The organism is Kamptonema animale CS-326, from assembly GCF_028330895.1.
GTDB classification, from domain to species: domain Bacteria; phylum Cyanobacteriota; class Cyanobacteriia; order Cyanobacteriales; family Microcoleaceae; genus Kamptonema; species Kamptonema formosum.
In genome coordinates this window covers 1-21725 of record NZ_JAQMUA010000214.1, presented here as the reverse complement: position 1 = coordinate 21725, position 21725 = coordinate 1, and the positions used below count along the sequence as shown (strand labels likewise).

Annotated in this window: 22 protein-coding genes; 10 read left to right on the top strand and 12 right to left on the bottom strand. The window is 41.6% G+C overall.

The features are described 5' to 3' along the window. Positions 1-113: 113 nt before the first annotated feature. Positions 114-1268 (top strand): DUF917 domain-containing protein, encoded by a 1155-nt coding sequence (locus PN499_RS12335; protein ID WP_272032218.1) that lies wholly within the window; start codon positions 114-116, stop codon positions 1266-1268. Continuing rightward, positions 1265-2005, top strand: coding sequence for an aspartate/glutamate racemase family protein (locus PN499_RS12330; RefSeq protein ID WP_272032217.1), 741 nt, complete (start codon positions 1265-1267; stop codon positions 2003-2005). The genes PN499_RS12335 and PN499_RS12330 overlap by 4 nt, the downstream gene beginning before the upstream one ends. A 100-nt stretch (positions 2006-2105) precedes the next feature. Here PN499_RS12330 and PN499_RS12325 read toward each other — a convergent pair whose 3' ends face one another. The 8 genes from PN499_RS12325 to rsmA all read right to left on the bottom strand — a co-directional run bounded on the left by PN499_RS12325 (position 2106) and on the right by rsmA (position 9912). Beyond that, positions 2106-2573, bottom strand: coding sequence for a DNA phosphorothioation-associated protein 4 (locus PN499_RS12325; protein ID WP_272032216.1), 468 nt, complete (start codon positions 2571-2573; stop codon positions 2106-2108). Positions 2574-2619: 46 nt separating this feature from the next. Continuing rightward, a complete protein-coding gene (locus PN499_RS12320; protein ID WP_272032215.1) occupies positions 2620-3585 on the bottom strand; it encodes an S-layer homology domain-containing protein in 966 nt (321 codons plus the stop codon). 148 nt (positions 3586-3733) lie between these two features. Next, complete coding sequence (locus PN499_RS12315; protein WP_272032214.1) at positions 3734-5800, bottom strand: AAA family ATPase; 2067 nt, start codon at positions 5798-5800, stop codon at positions 3734-3736. Next, complete coding sequence (locus tag PN499_RS12310) at positions 5797-6042, bottom strand: hypothetical protein (RefSeq protein WP_272032213.1); 246 nt, start codon at positions 6040-6042, stop codon at positions 5797-5799. The genes PN499_RS12315 and PN499_RS12310 overlap by 4 nt, the downstream gene beginning before the upstream one ends. 81 nt (positions 6043-6123) lie before the next feature. Further along, the gene (locus PN499_RS12305; RefSeq protein ID WP_272032212.1) at positions 6124-7515 is read right to left on the bottom strand and encodes a DNA phosphorothioation system restriction enzyme; all 1392 of its coding nucleotides are present in this window, start codon (positions 7513-7515) and stop codon (positions 6124-6126) included. A gap of 144 nt (positions 7516-7659) precedes the next feature. Beyond that, the gene (locus PN499_RS12300) at positions 7660-8001 is read right to left on the bottom strand and encodes a DUF3082 domain-containing protein (protein ID WP_272032211.1); all 342 of its coding nucleotides are present in this window, start codon (positions 7999-8001) and stop codon (positions 7660-7662) included. Positions 8002-8004: 3 nt separating this feature from the next. Beyond that, positions 8005-8952 (bottom strand): 4-(cytidine 5'-diphospho)-2-C-methyl-D-erythritol kinase, encoded by a 948-nt coding sequence (gene ispE / locus PN499_RS12295; RefSeq protein ID WP_272032210.1) that lies wholly within the window; start codon positions 8950-8952, stop codon positions 8005-8007. Positions 8953-9066: 114 nt separating this feature from the next. Then, positions 9067-9912, bottom strand: a complete 846-nt coding sequence (gene rsmA / locus PN499_RS12290) for a 16S rRNA (adenine(1518)-N(6)/adenine(1519)-N(6))-dimethyltransferase RsmA (RefSeq protein WP_272032209.1) — start codon at positions 9910-9912, stop codon at positions 9067-9069. Between the two features lie 144 nt (positions 9913-10056). Between rsmA and PN499_RS12285 the strand changes: the two genes are divergently transcribed. The 5 genes from PN499_RS12285 to PN499_RS12265 all read left to right on the top strand — a co-directional run bounded on the left by PN499_RS12285 (position 10057) and on the right by PN499_RS12265 (position 13801). Continuing rightward, the gene (locus tag PN499_RS12285; RefSeq protein ID WP_272032228.1) at positions 10057-10626 is read left to right on the top strand and encodes a Uma2 family endonuclease; all 570 of its coding nucleotides are present in this window, start codon (positions 10057-10059) and stop codon (positions 10624-10626) included. A gap of 208 nt (positions 10627-10834) precedes the next feature. Next, positions 10835-11506, top strand: coding sequence for a TIGR00266 family protein (locus PN499_RS12280; RefSeq protein WP_272032208.1), 672 nt, complete (start codon positions 10835-10837; stop codon positions 11504-11506). A gap of 22 nt (positions 11507-11528) precedes the next feature. Further along, positions 11529-12206 (top strand): TIGR00266 family protein, encoded by a 678-nt coding sequence (locus PN499_RS12275; protein WP_272032207.1) that lies wholly within the window; start codon positions 11529-11531, stop codon positions 12204-12206. Between the two features lie 80 nt (positions 12207-12286). Beyond that, entirely contained in the window at positions 12287-12985 is a 699-nt protein-coding gene (locus PN499_RS12270) for a TIGR00266 family protein (protein WP_272032206.1), read from the top strand. Between the two features lie 15 nt (positions 12986-13000). After that, positions 13001-13801 (top strand): M48 family metallopeptidase, encoded by an 801-nt coding sequence (locus tag PN499_RS12265; RefSeq protein WP_272032205.1) that lies wholly within the window; start codon positions 13001-13003, stop codon positions 13799-13801. 54 nt (positions 13802-13855) lie between these two features. Here PN499_RS12265 and PN499_RS12260 read toward each other — a convergent pair whose 3' ends face one another. Continuing rightward, on the bottom strand, positions 13856-15238 hold the full coding sequence (locus PN499_RS12260) for an NACHT domain-containing protein (RefSeq protein ID WP_272032204.1): 1383 nt from the start codon (positions 15236-15238) through the stop codon (positions 13856-13858). Positions 15239-15475: 237 nt separating this feature from the next. On the opposite strand from PN499_RS12260, the gene PN499_RS12255 reads away from it, so the two are divergent. Together PN499_RS12255 and PN499_RS12250 are read left to right on the top strand one after the other, a co-directional pair. Further along, positions 15476-16306: an SH3 domain-containing protein gene (locus PN499_RS12255; RefSeq protein ID WP_272032202.1), complete on the top strand. Its 831-nt coding sequence runs from the start codon at positions 15476-15478 to the stop codon at positions 16304-16306. A 2-nt stretch (positions 16307-16308) separates the two neighbouring features. Then, positions 16309-17073: a 4'-phosphopantetheinyl transferase family protein gene (locus PN499_RS12250; protein WP_272032200.1), complete on the top strand. Its 765-nt coding sequence runs from the start codon at positions 16309-16311 to the stop codon at positions 17071-17073. Positions 17074-17127: 54 nt separating this feature from the next. Here PN499_RS12250 and PN499_RS12245 read toward each other — a convergent pair whose 3' ends face one another. The 3 genes from PN499_RS12245 to PN499_RS12235 all read right to left on the bottom strand — a co-directional run bounded on the left by PN499_RS12245 (position 17128) and on the right by PN499_RS12235 (position 20924). Beyond that, complete coding sequence (locus PN499_RS12245; protein ID WP_272032199.1) at positions 17128-17850, bottom strand: M15 family metallopeptidase; 723 nt, start codon at positions 17848-17850, stop codon at positions 17128-17130. A gap of 110 nt (positions 17851-17960) precedes the next feature. Next, on the bottom strand, positions 17961-19256 hold the full coding sequence (purB, locus tag PN499_RS12240) for an adenylosuccinate lyase (protein ID WP_272032197.1): 1296 nt from the start codon (positions 19254-19256) through the stop codon (positions 17961-17963). 138 nt (positions 19257-19394) lie between these two features. Beyond that, positions 19395-20924, bottom strand: a complete 1530-nt coding sequence (locus PN499_RS12235) for a YifB family Mg chelatase-like AAA ATPase (RefSeq protein ID WP_272032196.1) — start codon at positions 20922-20924, stop codon at positions 19395-19397. Positions 20925-21123: 199 nt separating this feature from the next. Between PN499_RS12235 and PN499_RS12230 the strand changes: the two genes are divergently transcribed. After that, entirely contained in the window at positions 21124-21471 is a 348-nt protein-coding gene (locus tag PN499_RS12230) for a histidine triad nucleotide-binding protein (protein WP_007353142.1), read from the top strand. The last annotated feature ends 254 nt before the right edge of the window (positions 21472-21725 follow it).

The window sequence follows — 21725 nt, the reverse complement described above, 5'->3', positions numbered from 1 at the left end:
GCGCAGCTAAAATCTATTTTTTACCTAGCCAGCAGCAAATTTAAAGCGCACTCTTGCGTGAGCGCGACAAATGCTGTAAGCTGACTTTGAAGCCAGACCAGAGAAAAAACTCAATGAGACAACTCGGCCCAGAAGAACTTGAAGACATACTCAACGGAGCTGCTTTTTTTGCAAGCGGAGGTGGGGGCTCCCGCACCCTGGGCGAAACCCTGATCCAGGAAATTTTAAAGATCGCAGGTGGAGTCACCTTAATAGATGTTACAGAAGTGCAGCCTGACGATTGGGGAGCAGTCGCCGCAGGTATCGGCGCACCAAATGCAACCCATGACCCTCAAACAGGTACTTATCGTATTCCTAAAACCTATGAACTTCTAGAACAAATCTTAGAATCTCCCCTACGTGCTTTCGAGCTTTTATCTCAAACCCTTCAGCGAAAATTTTCTTATACCCTTTCAATAGAAATTGGCACCGGAAACATTTTTGTTGCCATGCTAGTTGCAGCTAGTAAAAAACTGCCAGTTGTTGACTGCGATGGAGCTGGAAGATCAGTTCCTGAACTTTCAATGACTACTTATGCTGCGACGGGGATCAGCATCTCTCCGTTTGCTCTTGCTAGCGAAAAGGAACCGGATATCAAAGCTGTACTCTACGCCAAAACACCGGCTGACATGGAACAATTGGTGAGGCCAATCATTAGCACTCCTGAATTTGGTCAACTAGGAGGATTAGCAACTCACGCTTTAGACGGTCAAACAATGTGGAATAAGAAAGCAGTAATTCCTGGTACTATCTCCGTAGCACAGGAATTGGGACATTTACTGCGTACAGCGTCAGATCCAGTTAACGCAGTCCTAGATTTTTTTAGAGATACTGCATTCTTTCTGTTTAGGGGAACTCTAAAAGATGTCACTGAGCAAACCCAAGGCGGGTTTGATAGAGGTATCGTGACGCTCGAGAATGATGGTGGTGAAGAAGTTTATGTAATTTACCAAAATGAAAACTTGATGGCTTGGCGAAACGACAGGCCTCAGCCGATCGCAATGGCTCCTGACTTAATTTCCTACATGACTCCCGAAGGATTACCTCTCACTAATGCTGATAATTTGAAGGATAGAATCGGGCAAGAATTAATTTTGTTTGGCGTGCAAGCGCGGGAGGAATTACGACAGGGTTCGATCCTGGCAGCATTTCAGCAAGCACTTACCACACTGGGATATTACGGGCCCTACGTACCCATCGAATACCTGAACCGATATCAAAAATTATGAGAATCCTAATTATTGCTCCGATCGCGAACAGCGAATTTAACCAGCAAATTCTACAAGAAGCGGCAACAGTAGCAGCACCGGATGCCGAGATTTCTGTTGTCAACCTCGACGTAGGAACGCAGTCAATAGAAAGCCGCTATGATGAATTTCTAGATACTGCCGATATTATCAAAAAAGCGCAACAAGCAGCGCAAGAGGGAATTGACGGCATATTTATCGATTGCTTCGGCGAGCCGGGAGTTGGAGTTGTCAGGGAATTAATCGATATTCCTGTAGTTGGAGGTTTCGCTCCTGCTGTCCTGACTGCTACTCTTATTTGTCAAAAATTTTCGATTATTACTGTCGTAGATAGTGTAGTGCCAATGCTAGCTGAGCTAGCTAGAAATATGGGCATAGCAGACAATATTGCATCTATTAGAGATGTGGACATTCCTGTTGTCGATCTGCCCGATAAAGAAAAGCTAATGAAAAAGCTTTTAGAGGAAAGTGTAAAGGCAATTGATAGAGACGGTGCTCAGGCAATTGTTTTAGGATGTACGGGAATGTTGGATGTAGCTAAGGAGCTAGAGCGGATATTAGCTGAGTTGGGCAAGCCGGCACCTGTGATTGACCCGACTACAGCAGCAATTACCAGTTTGCAGTCGCTGATTAGAAATAAGCTGGCGCAAAGCAGGCTAACTTATTACAAACAGGAGCAGAAACGAGGTGCTGGCTTGGTGAGAAGTTGGCGGATGTAGGTTAGAAATGGCTAGGCGATCGCAACAATATCGTTGCAAAACCTCTCTTGAGAGGTGAGAGTGCAGAAATAGGATCTAACCTATTTCTGCCAGTCTTTATCTATAAAAACTTCCTTAAATCAAAACTTTGTTCGGTCGATTCTTCTTTAAATCTTTCACCAATAAGCATCAATAAAAGCTGATCTAAATAATCACCAGCACCTCGTAATTCTTCTCGCAATATTTCCAAACCTCCATTAGCATATTCTTCAAAAATAGTGAGCCGTTGTTCTTCTAAGGCGGCATCATTATAGGAGAGAATTTTTGAGTCTTTAGTTTCTGCTACCGCAATTAACTTAATTATACTATCGTAACCCCTAGACACAAAAACTTCTAGCCCAATGGGCCCAGGTTCTCTTTTAGAAATTTCCTTAAGAGGTAAGCGCTTTTTCCGTTTTGACCCCAAAGCAGCGGCAAATACTATCACGTCTGCGTAAGTCTGGAAAGGGCCAGTTTTCCCCTCTGCTACTGTTAAAGCTTTGACTAAATCGGCTTTATCTTTAGCAACATTAATACGATTAGTAGTCATTGTTTAAATCAATTATTTACTACAAGTTTAACTAAAAATTTATCTTTCAAGGGAGAGGATTGAAAATATATCCCCACTTGCCACCGGTTAAAACTCTAACATATTCAGCCGGTGAACCAGAACCATCATTTCCTCTTGGTTCTATCACCCATTCAGCGCCAATTCTCACCGCCGCTAAACCCTCAGAAAATTCCCTTGCTTCATCAAATTCTGGCGGAATAATGAATTTATTCTTATTATCTACATAACCAATTTTTTCACCTACCAATGATGGTTGGAGATTAGAATTATTAGCTACTTGAGGCTCCGTATAAAACTGGTCAACCAAATTACCTCTTTTATCGATAACATACTCTTTGTCACCGATTATTACCTGTGCGAAACCTTTAGAGAAAGGTTTCGCATAATCAAATTGGGGGGCAATTGCGAATAATTTACCCTTAGCGAGATACTTCTGTTGAACAACATTGGCAATTCCTAATACTTGACAGAGGCAAGCCATCATCTCTCCTCTAGTTGCACCTTTATTCGGTTTGAGCCTTCTTGAATTTGGATAGTTAACTACGATAAAACCATTAGTTGCGGCTGCCATCATTTCACGAGCATACTGCGGAATTTCTGCTGCATCGTCAAAATAATTTGTGAGAATTTCCTCGGAATTTTCAGGAACTTTTAACTTAAGTTGTGCTGCCAACGCAATAAATGCTTGTACTCTTGAAATTAGTTGTTCTGGTTGAAAAGTTTTGTCGGGATAGCCAGCTAAAAATCCTTTAGTTGAAGCATTTTGAATGTCTTTATAAGCCCAATGATTATTAGTAACATCTTTGAAAGAAATCGGGTTCTGAATTGGCTGAGCATAGTGGAAAATATTGCCCATTAACACAGCAAATTCAGCGCGAGTTAGGGGTGCGTTAGGATGAAAAGTGCGATCGGGGTACCCACTGACTAAATTTTTTTGGGCTAGAGCAAGGATACACTTTTTTGACCAGTGATTTTCAATATCAGAAAACATCTGATTTCTCCTTTATTTGTGGTAATAAGTTTTACTACTCTGTTCAGATTAACATAATTTTTTGGTCATAAATACTTCTTTTCTCCCGTCACTTAATCTTTTTAGCTTTCACTAAAGTATCCGTCTCAAAAACTGCGTAAGTACCAAACTAAAAATCATAATCTACCTCTACAATTTCCGTATATTCAAACTCATTCGGACTTTGTTTAACCAAAGGATAACACACACCTGCCAACTCAATCGAATCCTCTTCACACTCCGGCTTAGGAGAATTGTAAACTAAAACATATTCCCTACCTGTGCGATTACCCATTTCTTCCGCAACTTCTACCCGCCACTGAGTCTTTGTAACTAAAACTACCAATTGATTCGCCAATCTCGGCAGCGTCTTCGCAACTTTTCGCCGATACATTTCATCCAAACTGCCAAAAGGGGAATCCATTACTATCGGGAAAGTGCTGCTATCTGGCCCCATTAAAGTATTCTGTTGACTCCACTCCCGTACTCCCTCAATGATACCACCAATAAACGACAAACTCAGAATTTGATTTTCACCAGTAGAAGCTGCAACGCTAATTTCCTCACCCCCTGTATTTTCTACTAAATTGATCTCATATTTTTCATTCAGCTTAGGGAGATAGGGAGTGAAAGAAATTTGACTAAACAATTCCTGCACTCGCTTTTCTAACTGCAAACGAAACTGTTTCTCTAAACGGGCTCTTACCTCAATCAATCTATCAACAGCATCTTGAGTGGCAGCAATCCGTTTCTGAGCCAAAGCTTGCCTAGACTCATTCATTTGCTGCTTATCAATCTGCTTACCTAAGCCTTCAATTTCACGATTGAGATGATCTATTTCTTGCTGATTGGAACCCGTCTCGCGATTAAATTCACTAACTTTAGATTCAATTTCATCCAGGCGTTTTTGCAGCTTACTGATATCTTCATCTGGATAATTTCTCATTTTTTTATTAATGTCATCTAACTGCGTCTCAATTCGAGAAAGCTCGGTGCGATTATACTTAATATTCTCTTGCTGTCTGTCAAGTTCCTCCCACAAATCAGGAACTTGTTTCTCAAGTTCCTCCACTTGCACAATCGTGCGAATTGCTGTTTCTTCCACATCAGCAGTTCCCGCTTTATCCATCCAACCATTTACCTCATAATGAGCGTGAGTGCCATCAATTAACTCTGCACCGCAGATACAGCGCTGTCTTTTTAATAACTCCTCCACAAATTGCCGTTTAATACCCATCGGCAATTCTCCTTTCGCTCGCGACCCCTCAAAAACTTGCCGAAATTCCACCGCCATATCAGCAATAAAAACAGTATATCCGCGTGTGGTAATCGCTCGTTTTAAGGCTTCTCTCGCCTGTTTTAACTGTTCTTTAATAGAGCCTGCACTAGCTTCAAGCTCAACCCGCAATTGCTGCAATTCTCCCGCACCGCTAAGTTCCAGCAAACGGCTGTTAATTGCTTTTTTTAGCTCGCCCTGGTGTGCTAACTCCTGAGCGATTTCAACTTGGCGACTTGAAAGTTTTTCTACCTCTTTTTCTAACTTTTGCTTTTCCTTTAAAGATTTCTTTGTTTGTGTATCCCCAATAACTTTCAAATCTGTTTCGAGAGACTTTTTTGCCTCTCCTAAATGTCTAATCGAGCGATTTAAAACCTCTACACCTAGCAATTCCTTAGTTGCCTCAGCAATTTCAGCTTTCTTATTAGTGCGGACAATTTGCTCAATTCTTTCACCATCAAAGAAAAAATATTGATGCAAACTTTCTGGCAAAATTCTCCCAATAATATCATCTGGTTGTTCCGAAGGAAACATCCAACGACCATCATCTTGCGCTATTTGCATCAGCAATTGAGTTTTGCCATGCTCAACATTCGTATCATTTTTATAAGCGCGGCATACCCGTTTTGCTTGATAGCATTTACCACCATGCTCAAACACAATCTCTACCCAACATTCGATAGCTTTATTCGGTTCAGCTTCATTAATTGCCCGTTTATTTACTAATTGGTCTGGAGCAGCGAAAGCAGCGCTAAATTTTTCATATAACACCCAAGTAAACGCATTCATTAGCGTTGTTTTTCCCGATCCATTGTTGCCATGAATCATTGTGGTATTCCGAGTTCCAGAGGCAAAGGTAATCTCTGGAGTTTTGCCATAAAATTGACGAAAATTATAGAGTTTAATTGAGTTTAGTTTCATTTAATTACCTCCTTGATAATTTTCAAGATGTCTTCATTAATATTGCGGGGTGGTTTCATATAAAGCTTATCTTTCTCAGCTTGCAATACCCGCTCGATGATTTGGCATACTTCTTCAGGTGCGCTGGTAATTGGTTCTTGCACGTCTCCCAAATCGACCTTAAGCTTATAAGATGAATGCTTTTCAGCTAAAATGTTGGTTGATATTGCGCTGATAAAGCTGTCTTCGTATCTAAATGCCATAGTCATATTTCCTAAATGTGTCAAGTTTTACAAACTCAAAACGCTAATGGTCTATAACAAGAATAGCAGGTTTATAAGATTTTAAATATCTAACAATCCATATCGGGTTTGCAGTTGTAACAATTTAGTCCTAGCTGCTCCTGAGTTGTCTGCTAAGTCAGCAAATTCTAGGAATCTCTTGAGTTCTTTTCGTAAGAGGTTACGTTCAACTTCTAGGGTTTCTCTACCCAAGTCGGGAGGTAATACTATCATGTCAAATAAAGTAGCACGTTCCTTACCGGGGTGCGGTCGTAAAATTCGCCCTCGGCGCTGGATAAATTGACGGGGATTGCTACTACTTGCTAAAATAACTGCATTGCGAATTGCGGGAATATCAACACCTTCATCCAAACAGCGAATTGCCACTAAACCCTGCAATTCTCCACTTTCAAATTGCCTCCGCAATTGCTCTCTTTCAGCTAAAGGCGTATCCGCAGTATATGTATTAATCCGATAGCCAATTTCAGAGCCTAGCACTCTAGTAACTTCTGATAATTGGCGATCGCTAATTTTGCTAGAGCTTCCTTCTACGGAACCATCTCCGCAATAAAATAATGTATGATTGGTATGTTTTCGGGTTGCCATTAATTGCCGTAATGCGGTTAATTTATTGGCGGCTGCTCCAATTAACCGCGCTCGCTGCATCAGCAATGGCTTAACATCTATATCCTCAATATCTTCTCCACCAGTTAGCAAAGCCCAGCCAATTTTTTTGGTTAATTTTTTGTAGACTTGAGCTTCATATTCTGTCAATTCTACTAAGATGGGATAGTAGAGATAGTGAACTAGAGCTCCCTGACGTATAGCATCTCCTAATGTTAATTCCGGTTGCAAAACTGGGCCAAAATAATCAAAAATAGCCTCGCTTCCCTGTTCGTCAAAGTGTCTCTGGGGAGTAGCAGAAAGAGCGAGGCGCAGTCCAATATTTCGCGGTAAACTTTGTTCTAAACGAGGTGTACCCAGGTTATGAGCTTCGTCTCCAATAATCAAAGTTTTATCTGGGAAATAGCGCAGTTGGGACTGTAAACTTTCTCCCATTAAAGTAGCATTAGTAGTAATCGCGGCGAGAAAAGGTTGGGAACCAGAATGCACGTTATACAAACCCGCAGCTAGTTGACTTTGCCAACTGCGGGCATTTTCAAAAGTTAAAATCGGTTGGATTCCAAATTTCTCGCATTCCCGCGCCCATTGTGCGACTAAGTGACAATAGGGGCAAATAACAATTAGACCTTGTAAACCGATTTTTTGATATAGTTCAGAAGCGATGGCTAGTGCTGTAATTGTCTTACCACTTCCTGTGGCCATTTTGAGCGTACCGCGCCCATTATTGGCAAACCAATTAGCGATAGCTTGCTGTTGATATTGCCGCAGTTGGAGAGATGGCGGTATCCGGGGAAACCCCACTTGCGGCTGATGTCCAAGAGTTTGATTCACTGTTAATCCAGTCAGATGCAAGACTCCCTAAAATTTGACTATATCAAATAATTTTAGCTCAATCTCACTAAAATATTACACTTCTCTATAATTTTTTAGTAAAAATTGTAACTGATTGGAAACTTCATTACTGGCGATGTCTAATTAAATACTTGCATCTTTCTTCAATCGCTTTATCAACCGCTGAATCAAAAGTTGCACCGCTAACCCCATCAAACCCAGAGCTGCCAAGGCGAAAATGCCTGTTCCTAATGCAGCCATCCCTACGACTAAGGTTCGCACAGCAGAGGCTATTTTAATCACCGTGATGTTGTCAGAATGAGTGGGTTTATTAGCAAATGTCTGGGCAATTGATGCCGTTAATAAATAGAGGCCAGATGCAAAGAAACCAGCAATCATCGAACCAGTAATGCACCGCAAAACACTTGTTTCTTCCGCAGAATTAGGCGGTTGAGAATTGGGAGTTGGATTAGTTAGATTAGTCATAGTTTAATCAGATGCAATGCGAATGCCAGTATTACTAAATTTTGCCACCCACAGGTCTAAATCGGGAGATGCGATCGCACTTTTTACCCGCTCTTTAACCTGTTCTGCTTCTGCCAGAGACTCCGTTAAAGCAAACACCGTCGGCCCCGAACCAGACATCATCGTTCCCACAACCCCTAGTGACTGAAAAACCTCTCGGAGTTGCAATACTTGAGGATATACAGGCAAGGCTACCTTCTCTAAATCATTGTGCAATAATTGCCCAATTTTTGCTGCATCTTTGTGGGCGATCGCGGCTACCATCTGCCCAGAATGTACCCGTTGTCGGCGACATTCTACATCATCCGGCGCACAATAAGAACTACTAAATTGTTGCCGATAAGTTTGATAGGCCCAGGCCGTAGAAATCGATAAATTGCGATATTTTGCCAGCACAACATAGAGATTATCTAAATCCGGCAAGGGTGAAAGTTCTTCACCTCTACCTGTTGCTAAAGCAGTACCACCAGCAATGCAAAAAGGGATATCCGAACCCAATTGAGAACCCAATTCTTGCAATTCTGATTGCGTAAGTCCGAGTTGCCACATCAAATCCATCCCCACTAAAACAGCGGCAGCATCCGCCGATCCCCCAGCTAAACCTGCTGCTACAGGAATGTGTTTGTGAATTACAATTTCCACGCCGCCGTAGCGAGCAAAAGCAGTGGGGAATTGCCTAGCTAGCAAGTCGGCGGCGCGGTAGGCGAGGTTATTTTTGTCAGCGGGGACTTGGGAATCGTCACAGCGGACGCGGATGGTTTCTGTACCGATGGGTCGCAAGTCAATGCGATCGGCTAAATCTATACTTTGGAGTACCATTGCCAGTTCGTGATAGCCGCCGCTAGGCGAATCACCGATGATTTCTAAGTATAGATTGATTTTTGCTGGAGCAATCAGAGAATATGAGCGCATAAGTATGGATGATTTGGGACGTAATTCCCTTGTTCTGAGCTAATTTACATCAGTCTGCGACCATAATCAATCCTTCTTCATTGCTTAACATAAAACTATGCAGAACTTCATAGGCTACTCACCCGTGTATAATTCTCTCCCCAATTCTACCTCTAAGTTGTTAGCTAAAGCTACCCATTCAGCTACACTTAGATCTTCAGCCCGACATTGAGGATTTATTTGTAATTTTTCTAGTAATTGAGCGAGTCGCTCTAACTCAATTGTTCCTTTTAAATTATTACGCAACATCTTACGCTTGCTACCAAAGCCGAGTTTAATTAAACTCTCTAAATGTACGGGGTTGATCGCTTGCGGTTCCACCATCCGGGGACGCAGCCGCACTACAGCAGAATCGACTTTTGGCGGCGGATAAAATGCCTTAGCTGGCACGTCGCAAATTAACTCGCATTCAGCTAAATATTGCACTCGCACTGACAGCGCACCGAAGGCTCTGGAACCAGGTTTAGCATACAGCCTTTCTGCAACTTCTTTTTGTACGAGCAGCACAATTAAATCAAAAGGCTTAGCTGCGGGAGCTGAGATTTTACCTAGTAGTTTTTCAATAATCGGCCCAGTTATATTATAAGGAATATTGGCAACGACTTTGTTAGGATTTTGGAATTTAGGGAACGCAGCTAATTGCTCCTCTAAATCCATTGCAAGGATATCGCCTTGGACAAGTAGGAAATTGTCAACCTTACCCAGTTGCTTTGCTAATTTTTCGCATAAGTCGCGATCGATTTCCACAGCCACAACTGATTGCGCCGCAGGTAATAAGCTCCGAGTTAAAATTCCTGTACCAGGCCCAATTTCTAATACGCGATCCTGCGCCAAATCAGCCGCTTTAAGAATCTGATTTAAAGCTTTTTCGCTCTTAAGCCAATGTTGAGCAAATCGTTTTCGGGGTTGAGGTTCCCGCATCCTGAATTACCTAGCGCATTATGGAACTGCTATAGTTATGAATTATATACCATCGCTTCGCCATCCGCACACAAATATTTATTGCCATTGAATTCAATCTAGAATAATGCTAAACTATTTCCTAGTTGATCGAGGTAAACAATGTTGCCAGCCACAAGCGAACTAACACTACAAGAGTTTTTCGCTCTCCCCCCCGTTGAGGGAGATATTACCTATGAACTTATTGATGGTCAGGCCGTACCAAAGATGTCTCCAAAAAAATTTCATTCTAAGCTTACCCGTACATTCCTTAATCTAATTGAAAATTGGTCTGATGGACGGGGAGAAGTATGTCCAGAATTAGCTGTCACTTTAATTAAAAAAGGGCGAGATTGGGCACCAATACCCGACCTTTTATATATTTCTAATGAAAGCTTACCAGAGGACTGGGATCAAGATGGAGCTTGTTCTGTTCCACCAGAACTCGTGATAGAAATTATTTCACCTGGACAAACTTTTGGACAAATGGCGGCTAAAGCTAGAGATTATCTAGATGCTAAGGTATTGCGGGTTTGGGTGGTAGATAGCAAAGCTAGAAGCATTACTGTTTTTTATCCAGATGCACCGCCACAGACTTATATGGGAGATACACTGCTAACAGATTCACTGTTTCAAGGATTGGAATTTACCGCAGAGCAGATATTTCAAAAGGCAAAAATACCCCTTAATAATTAAGCTATTAATTTAGAACTACGCAAAGAAACCGGGTTTCTTATAAAATCTTCAATTTAAAACTAAAAATTTAGGAAGAAACCCGGTTTCTGAACTCAAGGGAGTCAGCCTAGAGTCTGCTCTGTATATTTTTGTTAAAAAATCCCATTAGTCGGGACAAGTTTTGACAGAATTGTATTTATATTCACCAGCCTCTACAGGAGATTACCCTGTGAAATATAAAATTCGTTATAAACCATCCTTTGCAGCTATTTTCATCACCCTAGACCCAGGAGAAAGTATCACCGCTGAAGCTGGAGCGATGACTAGCATGGATGGCAAAGTATCCATTAAAACTGAATTTTCAGGCGGCTTCTTTTCCGGCTTACTCAAAAAATTTTTTGGCGGCGAATCTCTGTTTGTCAATAAATTCATCAATGAAACGCAAGAACCCCTGCAAGTCGTCCTAACTCAACCTACAATTGGCGATATCGAAGCCATAGAATTAAAAAGCGATCGCGAGATTTATTTTCAATCTGGTGCTTACATTGCTCATACTAAAGGATTGAATATTGGTGTCGGCTGGGCGGGTTTTTCTAGTTGGTTTGCTGGCGAAGGATTGTTCAAGTTAAAAGTTAGCAGTAAAAGTAAAGGTCTGGTTTTCTTCGGTGCTTATGGCGGCATTACCAAGAAAAAAATTACAGGGGAATTTGTGGTTGATAGCGGTCATTTAGTAGCCTACGAACCAGGAATTAAAATGAGCGTTAGTTTGGCTGGAGGCTTGTTTGGTTCAGTCACATCAGGGGAAGGATTCGTTAACAAACTTTCCGGCACTGGGGATATTTATTTACAGTCTCGCAGCATAGATGGTTTAGTTAGATTTTTACGTCCAAAGTTCTTTTAATTTTGCAATAGAGGCAGCAATAATGGATATCCAAATTTTGCAGCAACCTGATAGTGCAATTGCGCGTGTCACCTTCGATGCTCGCGAAGAATTAGTAGCAGAAGCAGGTGCGATGATTGCGATGAACGGCTACATTAATGTTAGCACTACTCTCCGGCAAGGTAAAGGCGGTGGCATTTTAGGCGGACTTAAACGTATGATCGCAGGAGAATCTCTATTCTTAAGCGTTTTTCGTTCTCCTAATGCTGGCTGTGAACTATTTTTAGCTCCTAAACTGCTCGGAGATATCTGCCATTATCAAGTCTCTAATGTGGGATTGGTAGTACAGGCTACTTCTTATCTGGCTAGCGGTTCTGATGTTGATATTGAGTTGGGATTTCAAGGCTTCAAATCTCTGTTTTCTGGAGAATCAATTTTCTGGTTGGATATTAGCGGCAAAGGCGATTTACTCCTGAGCTCTTTTGGAGCAATTTATGAAATTCCTGTTGATGGAGAATATGTAGTAGATACTGGTCATATTGTCGCCTTTGAAAAAACGCTAAACTTTACAATTGGCAAACCAGGTTCTAGCTGGCTAGGTGCTTTTCTAGGCGGTGAAGGATTAATTTGTCGGTTTAAAGGCAAAGGAAAAGTATTCTGTCAAACTCATAATTCTGCGGCTTTTGGTCAATTAGTTGGCCCTCAGTTACCGCCTAGATAATATAGCTGTTAACTGTTAACTGTTAACTGTTAACAGAGAAGGTTGCTAGAAAAATTTAGTAAAGTGATGGAGAAATAGCGATGAAAAATGAAATTGATTACACTATTGAGCATTCCCCTTCCTATGCTTCCTTACGCTTAGACCTCAAGGCAAATGAGACTGTTTTTGTGGAATCGGGAGCAATGGCAGCAATGGATTCCTGCATCAAAATGAAATCCAAGGTGCAAGGAGGATTAATGAAAGGAATTGGTCGAATGTTAGGAGGTGAATCGCTATTTATCAGTGAATTTACTGCCCAAGGAAAACCTGGGCAATTATTTGTTTCACCAGGAGTACCGGGAGACATTCAGCATTATTATCTTAATGGTAATAGCTTAATGGTTCAATCTTCCGGGTTTGTTGCTTCTAGCCCCAATATCACTATTGACACAAAATTTCAAGGTTTTAAAGGTTTTTTTAGTGGTGAATCGCTGTTTTTAATTAAAGCTAGTGGGAAAGGAGATTTTTGGTTTTCTTCCTACGGTGCAATTGTTGAAATCCCTATTGATGGCGATTATGTTGTCGATACGGGTTACATTGTCGCCTTTGAAGATACTCTCAACTATAATGTGGAAATGATGGGGGGCTTATCTTTTAAAAGTCTGAAAACTGGGATTCTAGGTGGTGAAGGATTGGTGTGTCGCTTCCAAGGTCAAGGTCGTCTGTGGGTGCAGTCCCGCAATTTGTTTCCTTTGCTTAATTTTTTAAATCCTTTCCGTCCAGTTAAAAGCAATAACTAAACCTATTTATAGATCATGCCAGATGATGAATTTAGCTCTAGAAATTCCCCAACTAGCAATCGCCAGTTATTAATTGTCCTCGCAATTTTTTTAGGATTGCTTTTAGCTTCAATTTGGTTTGTACTATTTATAGTCGATAGCTTGGTATGGGTAATTCCTGTTAGTGCAGAACAACAGCTTGGTAAATTAATCGCTCCTGCTTATGAGCAAATAGCTAAACCTTCTCCTGCTCAAGATACGCTGAATCAACTTTTAGATCGACTAGAAACTAAGCTAACAAAAGAGCAAGCAGAAGGGCGTAATTACAGAGTTTTGTATGTGCCACAGCCGACGGTGAATGCTTTAGCAATACCGGGTGATATTATCATTATCTATTCTGGTTTAGTTGCTGAAGCAAAATCCGAAAATGAACTGATGATGGTACTCGGCCATGAACTCGGTCATTTTGCTCACCGCGATCATTTACGAAGTTTGGGGCGGAGTTTACTTGTGCAAGTTGTACTGGCTTATTTTTTTGGGGATTTAAACTCGCTGCAATCTGCTATTTCTACTGTCTCCACTGCTCAATTTTCTCAAAATCAAGAACGTCAAGCTGATGAATTTGGCTTGTCTCTTTTGCAAGCTACTTATAATCATGTGGCGGGAGCAACTGACTTTTTTGAGCGCATGAGTGAGAAACAGGGTGGGGATATTATGCCTTTTTTAGCTACTCATCCAAATCCGCGCGATCGCGTTGCGGAATTAAAGCGTTTGATCGAGGAACGTCAGTATAAAATTGGGGAGAAATTGCCTCTGCCCTCAACGCTAAAATTGTAACGCCGCCGTCTGAGAGTTAAGAAACCGCCCAGAGGGTGGCATTACTCTGTTTCATCACATTTCTGCAAAATGTTCTTGCAACAAATTATGAATAAAATGATACCGATCTTCTCCAAGTTTTTGTAGTAATAATCTTTGACTCGCATAATTTAAGAAACGCGGATAATTCCAGGGAATATACCCATACCGGCAAAGCACTACTCGCACCATAAAATTTTTAATAGCAGGTATTTTAATAAATAAGCTGCTAATACAACCAGCAATTATTCCCAAAATTATTCCGTAACTTAAGTCGAAGATGGCCCCAACAATTACTCCTGCTATACCGCCAGTTAAGCTCAAAATTAGCACAGGAATACCTATTACGCCGATCGCATACATTTGTTTTTGCCGTTCTGTTTGCAACCAACTCGATGGAATTTTTGCTACAGAAAATTCTGTCAAATTCTCTGCTTCCAGCTTTTTAGCCAGCCAGACTAACCAGTACCGAATTTGTTCTGGGCGCGGTTCTTTACCTTTAGGATACCATTGCTGATTAATTTCCCGCGTCATCTGGCGGCGAATATAAGCATTTAACAAATACTGACGCTGCGCCTCAGCAGAAGGCAGCCGTTTCCAAGATTCAATTAAAATTTCTTCATAAGCCAAAGTCAGCATACTTAATAGCAAGGGTGTTTTGGCTAACTTCAACAATTCAGGTTCGCGCTCAATATTGTACCACAGCTCTCGACTTCTAGCAGCTATTAAATACTCGTGAATCTGAGTTTCTGTCAGAGATTTTAACAAAATTGCTGCTTGCAGCCGGAATCTAGTTTCACAATTTTTGTAAGCTTCAAAACTGCTACATATAACTAGATGCTTAGGTTGAAAATCTTCAATAAAATTATTTATACTCTGAATTAAATTCTCATGTCGCTCACTTTCAATTTCATCTAATCCATCTAATAGTGGCAATAATTGCTGTTGAGTAAGCCACTGTTGACTAATATTAACGGGAATGTTATACTTAAGGTGAATTTGCTCTACTATCCAATCCGCGATCGCCACAGAATCATCTTTCCGCGAAGCCAAGTTCAACAGCACCGGACAGGGCAAATTTGCATCATTTTCCGCCCTATTCACCAGTTTCGCTGCTAGTTCCAGCAAAGTTGTCGTTTTACCCGCCCCAACTGCCCCCAAAATCACCAATTTCCCACCCATACGGTCGAAAAGTTGAATAATTCCTGCCTTTTGCGGCACCTGAACGCTGGGGCGGCTGCCGATTTTCAGATCGATGTCCCACGATCGCCGAAACTGCTGCGACGGCTTGTCTGCGTGTAAATTAAGCAACACAGCTTTGTGCAAGGACTGCGATCGCCCCGCTCTCACTTCCCGCTTTACTTCGTCTAGTAACTTCTCGCGAGACGATTTTTCTCTAAGAGGACTCAATCTTAACATTTTACTTATTTGATTCTACCTCTGTTGGACATCATCTCTTGCGATCTCTCAGTAAAATTATTCACTTAATAGACTCCATCAATAACTAACGTCTTGATTGTGGTAATTTTCAATGTTAAACTTTAATAAAAAATCCTGAAAAGTTAGCCAAACCTCTGTAACTTTTAAAACAAATTAAAGGGTTTAAAGCCGAAATTTGCAACAAAAATTATTAGTTTTCATAAAGAGGTATAAGTTATGTCCTTCAAACCTAGCCAATTCATCATAGCAGGCTTAGCTGGAGTTGCCACCGCCCTTGGTGTCACCGTTGCCACGATTCAGTCCCAATCGAGTTTCACTGACTCTGAATTACCACCCCAACCCTCTAATCCTCCCGTTCTATCATCCCCAGTAGCAAAACCGCAACCCGATATCAATCCAGTTTCCCCCACTACCGCCAACAACCCAGAATCGCCAGTGGTGGACACCCCAGTATCCCCCAAACCTCAGCCAATAGTCATCTCCCCGCCTACAACTCCTAAACCTCAGCCAATAGTGGTCTCCCCGCCAGATTCGGGGTGTAAAATTAGTATGGCCTTAGTAGCTGACCCCAACCCGCCGCTAAATGTACGCGATCGCCCACAGGTAAGCGAGAGCAAAATAGTCGGTACGCTCAGAAATAATACCTTTGTTTCTGTCGCTGATGAACAAAATGGTTGGTTGCAAATTAGCGATCCGATCGCGGGTTGGATTGCCAAAAATCGCACAAAAAGTAGTTGTCCAAATGTCAAGCAGAGAATTAGTTTTGTTGCAGGAGGAAGTGAGGCAATAGTCCAAGGTAAAATTATCGGTGGTGGTAGCCATTCTTACCTAATTAATGCTACCAAAGGTCAGACGATGAGACTCACTAATCATCAACAAGTTTTACCATTAATTTTAACACCAGATGGTAAAATTTTAGGCGGAGCTAGCGATGTAGAAGGTAAAACAGAGTGGACAGGAAAAATCCCAGCTACGGGCGACTACACTTTACAACTTGACTCGAATTTCAAGGGATATGATTATGATTTTTCTGTTGAATTACAATAAACATGAATGTTTCTGATTGCCTCTGGAATGCTCCCATTTCAGAACTGACATTATCTAGCAATGACATCCATATTTGGTATGCTGCTCTCGATTTACCTCCTGAGCAACTTGAGATGTTTTCTCTAACACTATCTAGTGACGAGAAAATTAGAGCAGATCGATTTCACTTTGAGGAACATAGACAATTTTTTATCGCTTCTCGCGGAATTTTAAGAGCAATTTTAAGCCGCTACTCAGAGATAGCTCCAGAGAAAATACAGTTTAATTATGGAAGTCGAGGCAAACCAGAAATGGCAGAAAGTTGTGGAGTTAAAAAACTAAAATTTAACTTATCTCACTCTGGTAAAGTTGCCTTGTATGCCATTACCCGCGATCGCGAAATTGGCATTGATATCGAAAAAATTCATCCGATTGCCGATGCCGAACAAATTGCTCAACGCTTCTTTTCAGCGAAAGAATATGCGTGGCTAAGCGAACTTTCTCCCTTAGAAAAGCCAGAAGCATTCTTTCAATTATGGACTTGTAAAGAAGCTTATCTAAAAGCAATAGGAGAAGGATTAGCCTTTGGTTTAGATCGGTTTGAAATCTTATTTGCCCCAAGCGAACCTCCTAAAATCTTCAGTATTCAAGGCAATTATCAAGCAGCAAAACCTTGGTTTTTACAGCAGTTAACTCCTGTTTTAGGATATGTTGGAGCTGTGGCTGTAAAAGCAGATAATCCTTGCTTTAATTACTGGCAATGGTCAGAGAATTATATCTTAAGCTGAAAACCGCCAGGGGTTAAAACCCCGGACTCGGTTGAGAATAAAAATAGTACATTTTTAAGGAATTGCTTGCAGAGGTACATCCAGAAGTGAAAACTTTTCCCAATCTTCTGAATCAAAATGCCACCATTCAGTTGATAGCGATACAAATCCCTGTGCTTCCATCACCCTTTGAAGTAATTGACTATTTTTCCGAGATTGAACGCTGCCGCCTAAATAATCTCTATGAGCTTTTTCAGTAAAATCATCGAATCCTGTAGGCATTTCTAGTTCTTTACCACTGCGATCTACGAGGGTAAGATCGACAGCCGCACCGCGATTGTGCCGCGAACCTCTAGCAGGATTGGCAACGTAGCGCGAATCTGGCATAGCTGCCCACATTTGCTTAGTAACTGATAGTGGCCTATAGCAGTCATAAACTTTTAAACTGAGTCCTATTTTTTGCACATTTTCTTGAACTCGCGACAGCCTTTGAGCAACACCAGCTCTTAATGCACATCGTGCTACAGAATATAGCTTTCTCTTTAAGAAATTATTGGTGGTCGCATACCGCATATCTAGGCGAATGTTAGGATTTACTGTGCGGATATCAATCATTCTTGCCCAACTAGGAACTTGATAAAGTGGCATACTTTCAGTTGGTTCTGAGGTGGGTGAAGCTTCATCATTTATTACTGTAGGTGAATCGGTTGCTCGGACAATAGTCAAGTTTATACTTATTACAGATAACAACACCACCAGGAATATTATTAAATATTTACCAAAGTTACTCAATTTCATAGTTAATGGTTAGTTATTGGTTGGTTTGCAGGGATTGAAAAAGTTAATAAAAAATAAAAATGAAAGCATTATTATCTTTCATTTTTAATTTTTAATTACTTAATCATTCCTCAGATGCCTAAGCGCTGATAAATTTGATCTAAATGCCTTAGTTGATACTGCGGATCGAAGCAATCTTCAATTTCTTTGGCTGTCAAACAAGTAGTAACGTGACTATCTTTGGCAATTAGATCGTGGAAATTCCCTGAGTCTTTGTTCCAGGCTTCATGAGCACAGGATTGGACAATCTTATATGCTTCTTCCCGGTTCATTCCCTTTTCTACCAGAGCTAAAAGTACCCGTTGGCTAAAGATAACTCCTCCGTAAACATTCATATTCCGCTTCATGTTTTCTGGATAAACCAGCAAATTTTTTACTAAGTCGGTAATTTCCGATAACATGAAGTGAGTTAAGGTCGAAGCTTCTGGCAAAATTATTCGTTCTACGGAACTGTGAGAGATATCCCGTTCGTGCCATAAGGCAACATTTTCTAGAGCCGCTACGGCATGACCTCTGATAATTCTTGCCAGTCCTGTCAGCCGTTCAGAGCGGATAGGATTACGTTTATGAGGCATGGCTGAGGAGCCTTTTTGCCCTTTAGAAAAGAATTCTTCAACTTCCAGAACATCTGTGCGTTGAAGGTTGCGAATTTCTACTGCAAAACGCTCGATAGATGCGGCAATCAGAGCTAAAGTTTGGACATATTCGGCGTGGCGATCGCGCGAAATTACCTGAGTAGATGCAGTATCAGGTTCTAGTCCCAGATTTTGACAGGAAATAGCTTCTACTTTGGGGTCAATATTGGCATAGGTTCCGACTGCACCGGATATTTTACCAACAGCAATAGAGGAGCGAACTCGCACCAATCTTTCGCGATTACGGCAAACTTCTGCCAACCATCCTGCTAGTTTAAAGCCAAAAGTAATAGGTTCGGCATGAATTCCGTGAGAGCGTCCCACCATCACAGTATCTCGGTGTTTTTGAGCCTGATAGCGAATAGCTTGACTCAAACATTCTAGGCGTTCTAGTAAGATATCGGCACTCTTCACCAGTTGTAGAGCTAAAGCAGTATCTACAACATCAGAACTCGTTAAACCGAGGTGAATATAGCGACCTGCATCGCCTACATATTCATTCACATTTGTCAAAAATGCGATGATATCGTGGCGGACTTCAGCTTCAATTTCTAGGACGCGCTTAGGGTCAAAATTAGCCTTAGCTTTGATTTCTTCGACTGCTTCGGCGGGGATGTAGCCGAGTTCGGCTTGTGCTTCGCAGACTGCGATTTCTACTTGCAGCCATGTTTTGAGCTTGGCTGTGTCTGTCCAGATTTCGCCCATTTCGGGCAGAGTGTAGCGATCGATCACGGTTGGGGCCGCAGAATACAACTGTCTGATTGTACCCTTTGAAGTGGCTTTGAAACTCAGTTTCTCCCAGAAAGTAGGTTAAAGAACTTTTAATCGGCTTTCTAGCCACTCTCAAGGCAAAGAAATTACAAGTATTTATCACTGCATCCTATCTATTGTACGATACTGTATCGCCTCCGCAACATGATTACTTTTCAAACTTTCATCACCCCCTAAATCCGCAATAGTCCTCGCTACTTTCAAAATGCGATCGCTCGCCCTCGCAGACAGCCCTAATTTCCTAATTGCCCCTTCTAATAAATTACGAGAAGCATCATCTAACCGACACCATTTATTAATATGACGGCTTTGCATTTCCGCATTACAACGCAAATTAGATTCTAATTTAAACCTTTCCCGTGCTCGCGATCGCGCCTCCTGTACTCTTACTCGCACTGGTTCCGACTCTTCCCCCGTAGACTGACGGGTGATTTCCTCGGGTTTCAAACGATTAACAGCTACTTGTAAATCAATTCTATCCATCAAAGGGCCAGAAAGTTTTGCCCAGTATTGCTCTCTTTTTTGCGGCGAACAAGTACACTGTTGAATAGGATCGCCGTAATAACCACAAGCGCAAGGATTGGTACTAGAAACCAAGGTAAATTGTGCGGGAAATACAACAGATTGTCTAGTCCGAGAAATTGTAACTTGACCATCTTCTAGCGGCTGTCGTAAAAACTCCAAAACATCCCGTTTAAATTCCGTCAATTCATCAAGAAAAAGCACACCTCTGTGAGCTAAAGATATTTCTCCCGGACGGGGAAAACTCCCACCACCAACAAGAGAAGGGCCAGAAGCAGAATGATGAGGACTGCGAAAAGGGCGATCGCTAATTAGCCTTCCTCTATCTTTCAGCAACCCCGCCACAGAATGAATTTGAGTTACTTCTAAAGCTTCATCAAAACTCAGCGGCGGTAAGATTCCAGGTAAACGTCTTGCTAACATGGTTTTACCACTACCAGGGGGCCCAACAAAAATTAAATTATGCCCACCAGCGGCAGCAATTTCTAGAGCCCTACGAGCATGAGCCTGTCCTTTTACATCTTTCAAATCTAAAGTATTAAATTGTGTAGTAGCTAATTCTTTCCTAGCATCTACTTCCATGGGTGAGTAGCAATTTGGATTATTCAAAAAATCTGTAACTGCAAATATATTCTCGAAGCCATAAACAGATAAGCCTTCAATCAATGCGGCCTCTTGTGCATTGGCAGCAGGCAAAATCAATCCCGCAATCCCCATTTTTTTTGCCGCAGCAGCAATGGGCAAAACTCCAGCAACAGGGCGCAAACTTCCGTCGAGAGAAAGTTCTCCTAAAAATAAATAATCTCCTAACAAATCGGCATTAACTTGTTCCGAAGCTGCTAAAATTCCCACTGCGATTGACAAATCAAAACTTGGCCCTTCCTTTCGCAAATCTGCGGGAGTTAAATTAATCACTATACTCCGCATTGGAAACGCATAACCAGCATTTTTCAGAGTTGCTTTTACCCTTTCTTTGGCTTCTTGGACAGCAGTATCAGGTAGACCCACCACCACAATTTTCGGCAGTCCTCCTGATACATCAACCTCAACGCCTACCTTTACAGCGTCTATGCCAACAATAGATGCACTCCAAACCCTAGCTAACATTATCCTCAATCCTTATGCGCGTGTCTTCGATCACCTTGTATTATGTCGCATTTTTGTTCGCTGTAGCGCCACCTCTGGGTGATTCTATTACGGACTAGAAGCAGCACTATAAATAATTTTGCATAAATTATATTATGATTAACAATAACAATTGAAGATTGAGAAATAACTTTATCTTCTTCCTTCTTGCTTTAAACCCATGACAACTCACGATACCCTTTTCACCAAGATTATCCGCCGAGAAATTCCCGCAGAAATAGTTTATGAGGATGACTTGACCCTTGCTTTCAAAGATATCAATCCTCAAGCACCCGTCCATATCCTTGTCATTCCTAAAAAGCCTATTCCCAAACTAGCTGACGCTGAATCCCAAGACCACGCACTTATGGGTCACTTATTGCTGACTGTCAAGCGGGTTGCTGAAGCGGCGGGACTCAGTAATGGCTACCGCGTTGTCATTAATACTGGTGCTGACGGCGGCCAGACTGTAGACCACCTGCATCTTCATATTCTGGGGGGCCGTCAGATGGCATGGCCTCCAGGTTGAAGATTCATAAGTTAATCTAATCAATTTCACAACTAAACTTAATGTTAAAGGGGGTTTACAAACCGAAATAAAAGCGTTAATCTTATTTACATGGCGGAACACAAAACCGCTCTGAACCTTGAAAAATACATAAAGCAATCATAAGCACATGACAACTACCTTACAACAGCGCGAAAGCGCTAACGTTTGGGAGCGCTTCTGCGAGTGGGTAACATCCACCGACAACCGGATTTACATCGGTTGGTTCGGCGTTC

Bases quoted from the DNA above. Each gene is read 5' to 3' on its own strand.
- PN499_RS12235 (WP_272032196.1), bottom strand. From the start codon at position 20,924: ATGTTAGCTAGGGTTTGGAGTGCATCTATTGTTGGCATAGACGCTGTA.
- PN499_RS12230 (WP_007353142.1), top strand. From the start codon at position 21,124: ATGACAACTCACGATACCCTTTTCACCAAGATTATCCGCCGAGAAATT.
- PN499_RS12275 (WP_272032207.1), top strand. From the start codon at position 11,529: ATGGATATCCAAATTTTGCAGCAACCTGATAGTGCAATTGCGCGTGTC.
- PN499_RS12245 (WP_272032199.1), bottom strand. From the start codon at position 17,850: ATGAAATTGAGTAACTTTGGTAAATATTTAATAATATTCCTGGTGGTG.
- PN499_RS12315 (WP_272032214.1), bottom strand. From the start codon at position 5,800: ATGAAACTAAACTCAATTAAACTCTATAATTTTCGTCAATTTTATGGC.
- PN499_RS12250 (WP_272032200.1), top strand. From the start codon at position 16,309: ATGAATGTTTCTGATTGCCTCTGGAATGCTCCCATTTCAGAACTGACA.
- PN499_RS12320 (WP_272032215.1), bottom strand. From the start codon at position 3,585: ATGTTTTCTGATATTGAAAATCACTGGTCAAAAAAGTGTATCCTTGCT.
- PN499_RS12300 (WP_272032211.1), bottom strand. From the start codon at position 8,001: ATGACTAATCTAACTAATCCAACTCCCAATTCTCAACCGCCTAATTCT.
- PN499_RS12325 (WP_272032216.1), bottom strand. From the start codon at position 2,573: ATGACTACTAATCGTATTAATGTTGCTAAAGATAAAGCCGATTTAGTC.
- rsmA (WP_272032209.1), bottom strand. From the start codon at position 9,912: ATGCGGGAACCTCAACCCCGAAAACGATTTGCTCAACATTGGCTTAAG.
- PN499_RS12335 (WP_272032218.1), top strand. From the start codon at position 114: ATGAGACAACTCGGCCCAGAAGAACTTGAAGACATACTCAACGGAGCT.
- PN499_RS12260 (WP_272032204.1), bottom strand. From the start codon at position 15,238: ATGTTAAGATTGAGTCCTCTTAGAGAAAAATCGTCTCGCGAGAAGTTA.
- ispE (WP_272032210.1), bottom strand. From the start codon at position 8,952: ATGCGCTCATATTCTCTGATTGCTCCAGCAAAAATCAATCTATACTTA.
- PN499_RS12270 (WP_272032206.1), top strand. From the start codon at position 12,287: ATGAAAAATGAAATTGATTACACTATTGAGCATTCCCCTTCCTATGCT.
- PN499_RS12255 (WP_272032202.1), top strand. From the start codon at position 15,476: ATGTCCTTCAAACCTAGCCAATTCATCATAGCAGGCTTAGCTGGAGTT.
- PN499_RS12265 (WP_272032205.1), top strand. From the start codon at position 13,001: ATGCCAGATGATGAATTTAGCTCTAGAAATTCCCCAACTAGCAATCGC.
- PN499_RS12310 (WP_272032213.1), bottom strand. From the start codon at position 6,042: ATGGCATTTAGATACGAAGACAGCTTTATCAGCGCAATATCAACCAAC.
- PN499_RS12330 (WP_272032217.1), top strand. From the start codon at position 1,265: ATGAGAATCCTAATTATTGCTCCGATCGCGAACAGCGAATTTAACCAG.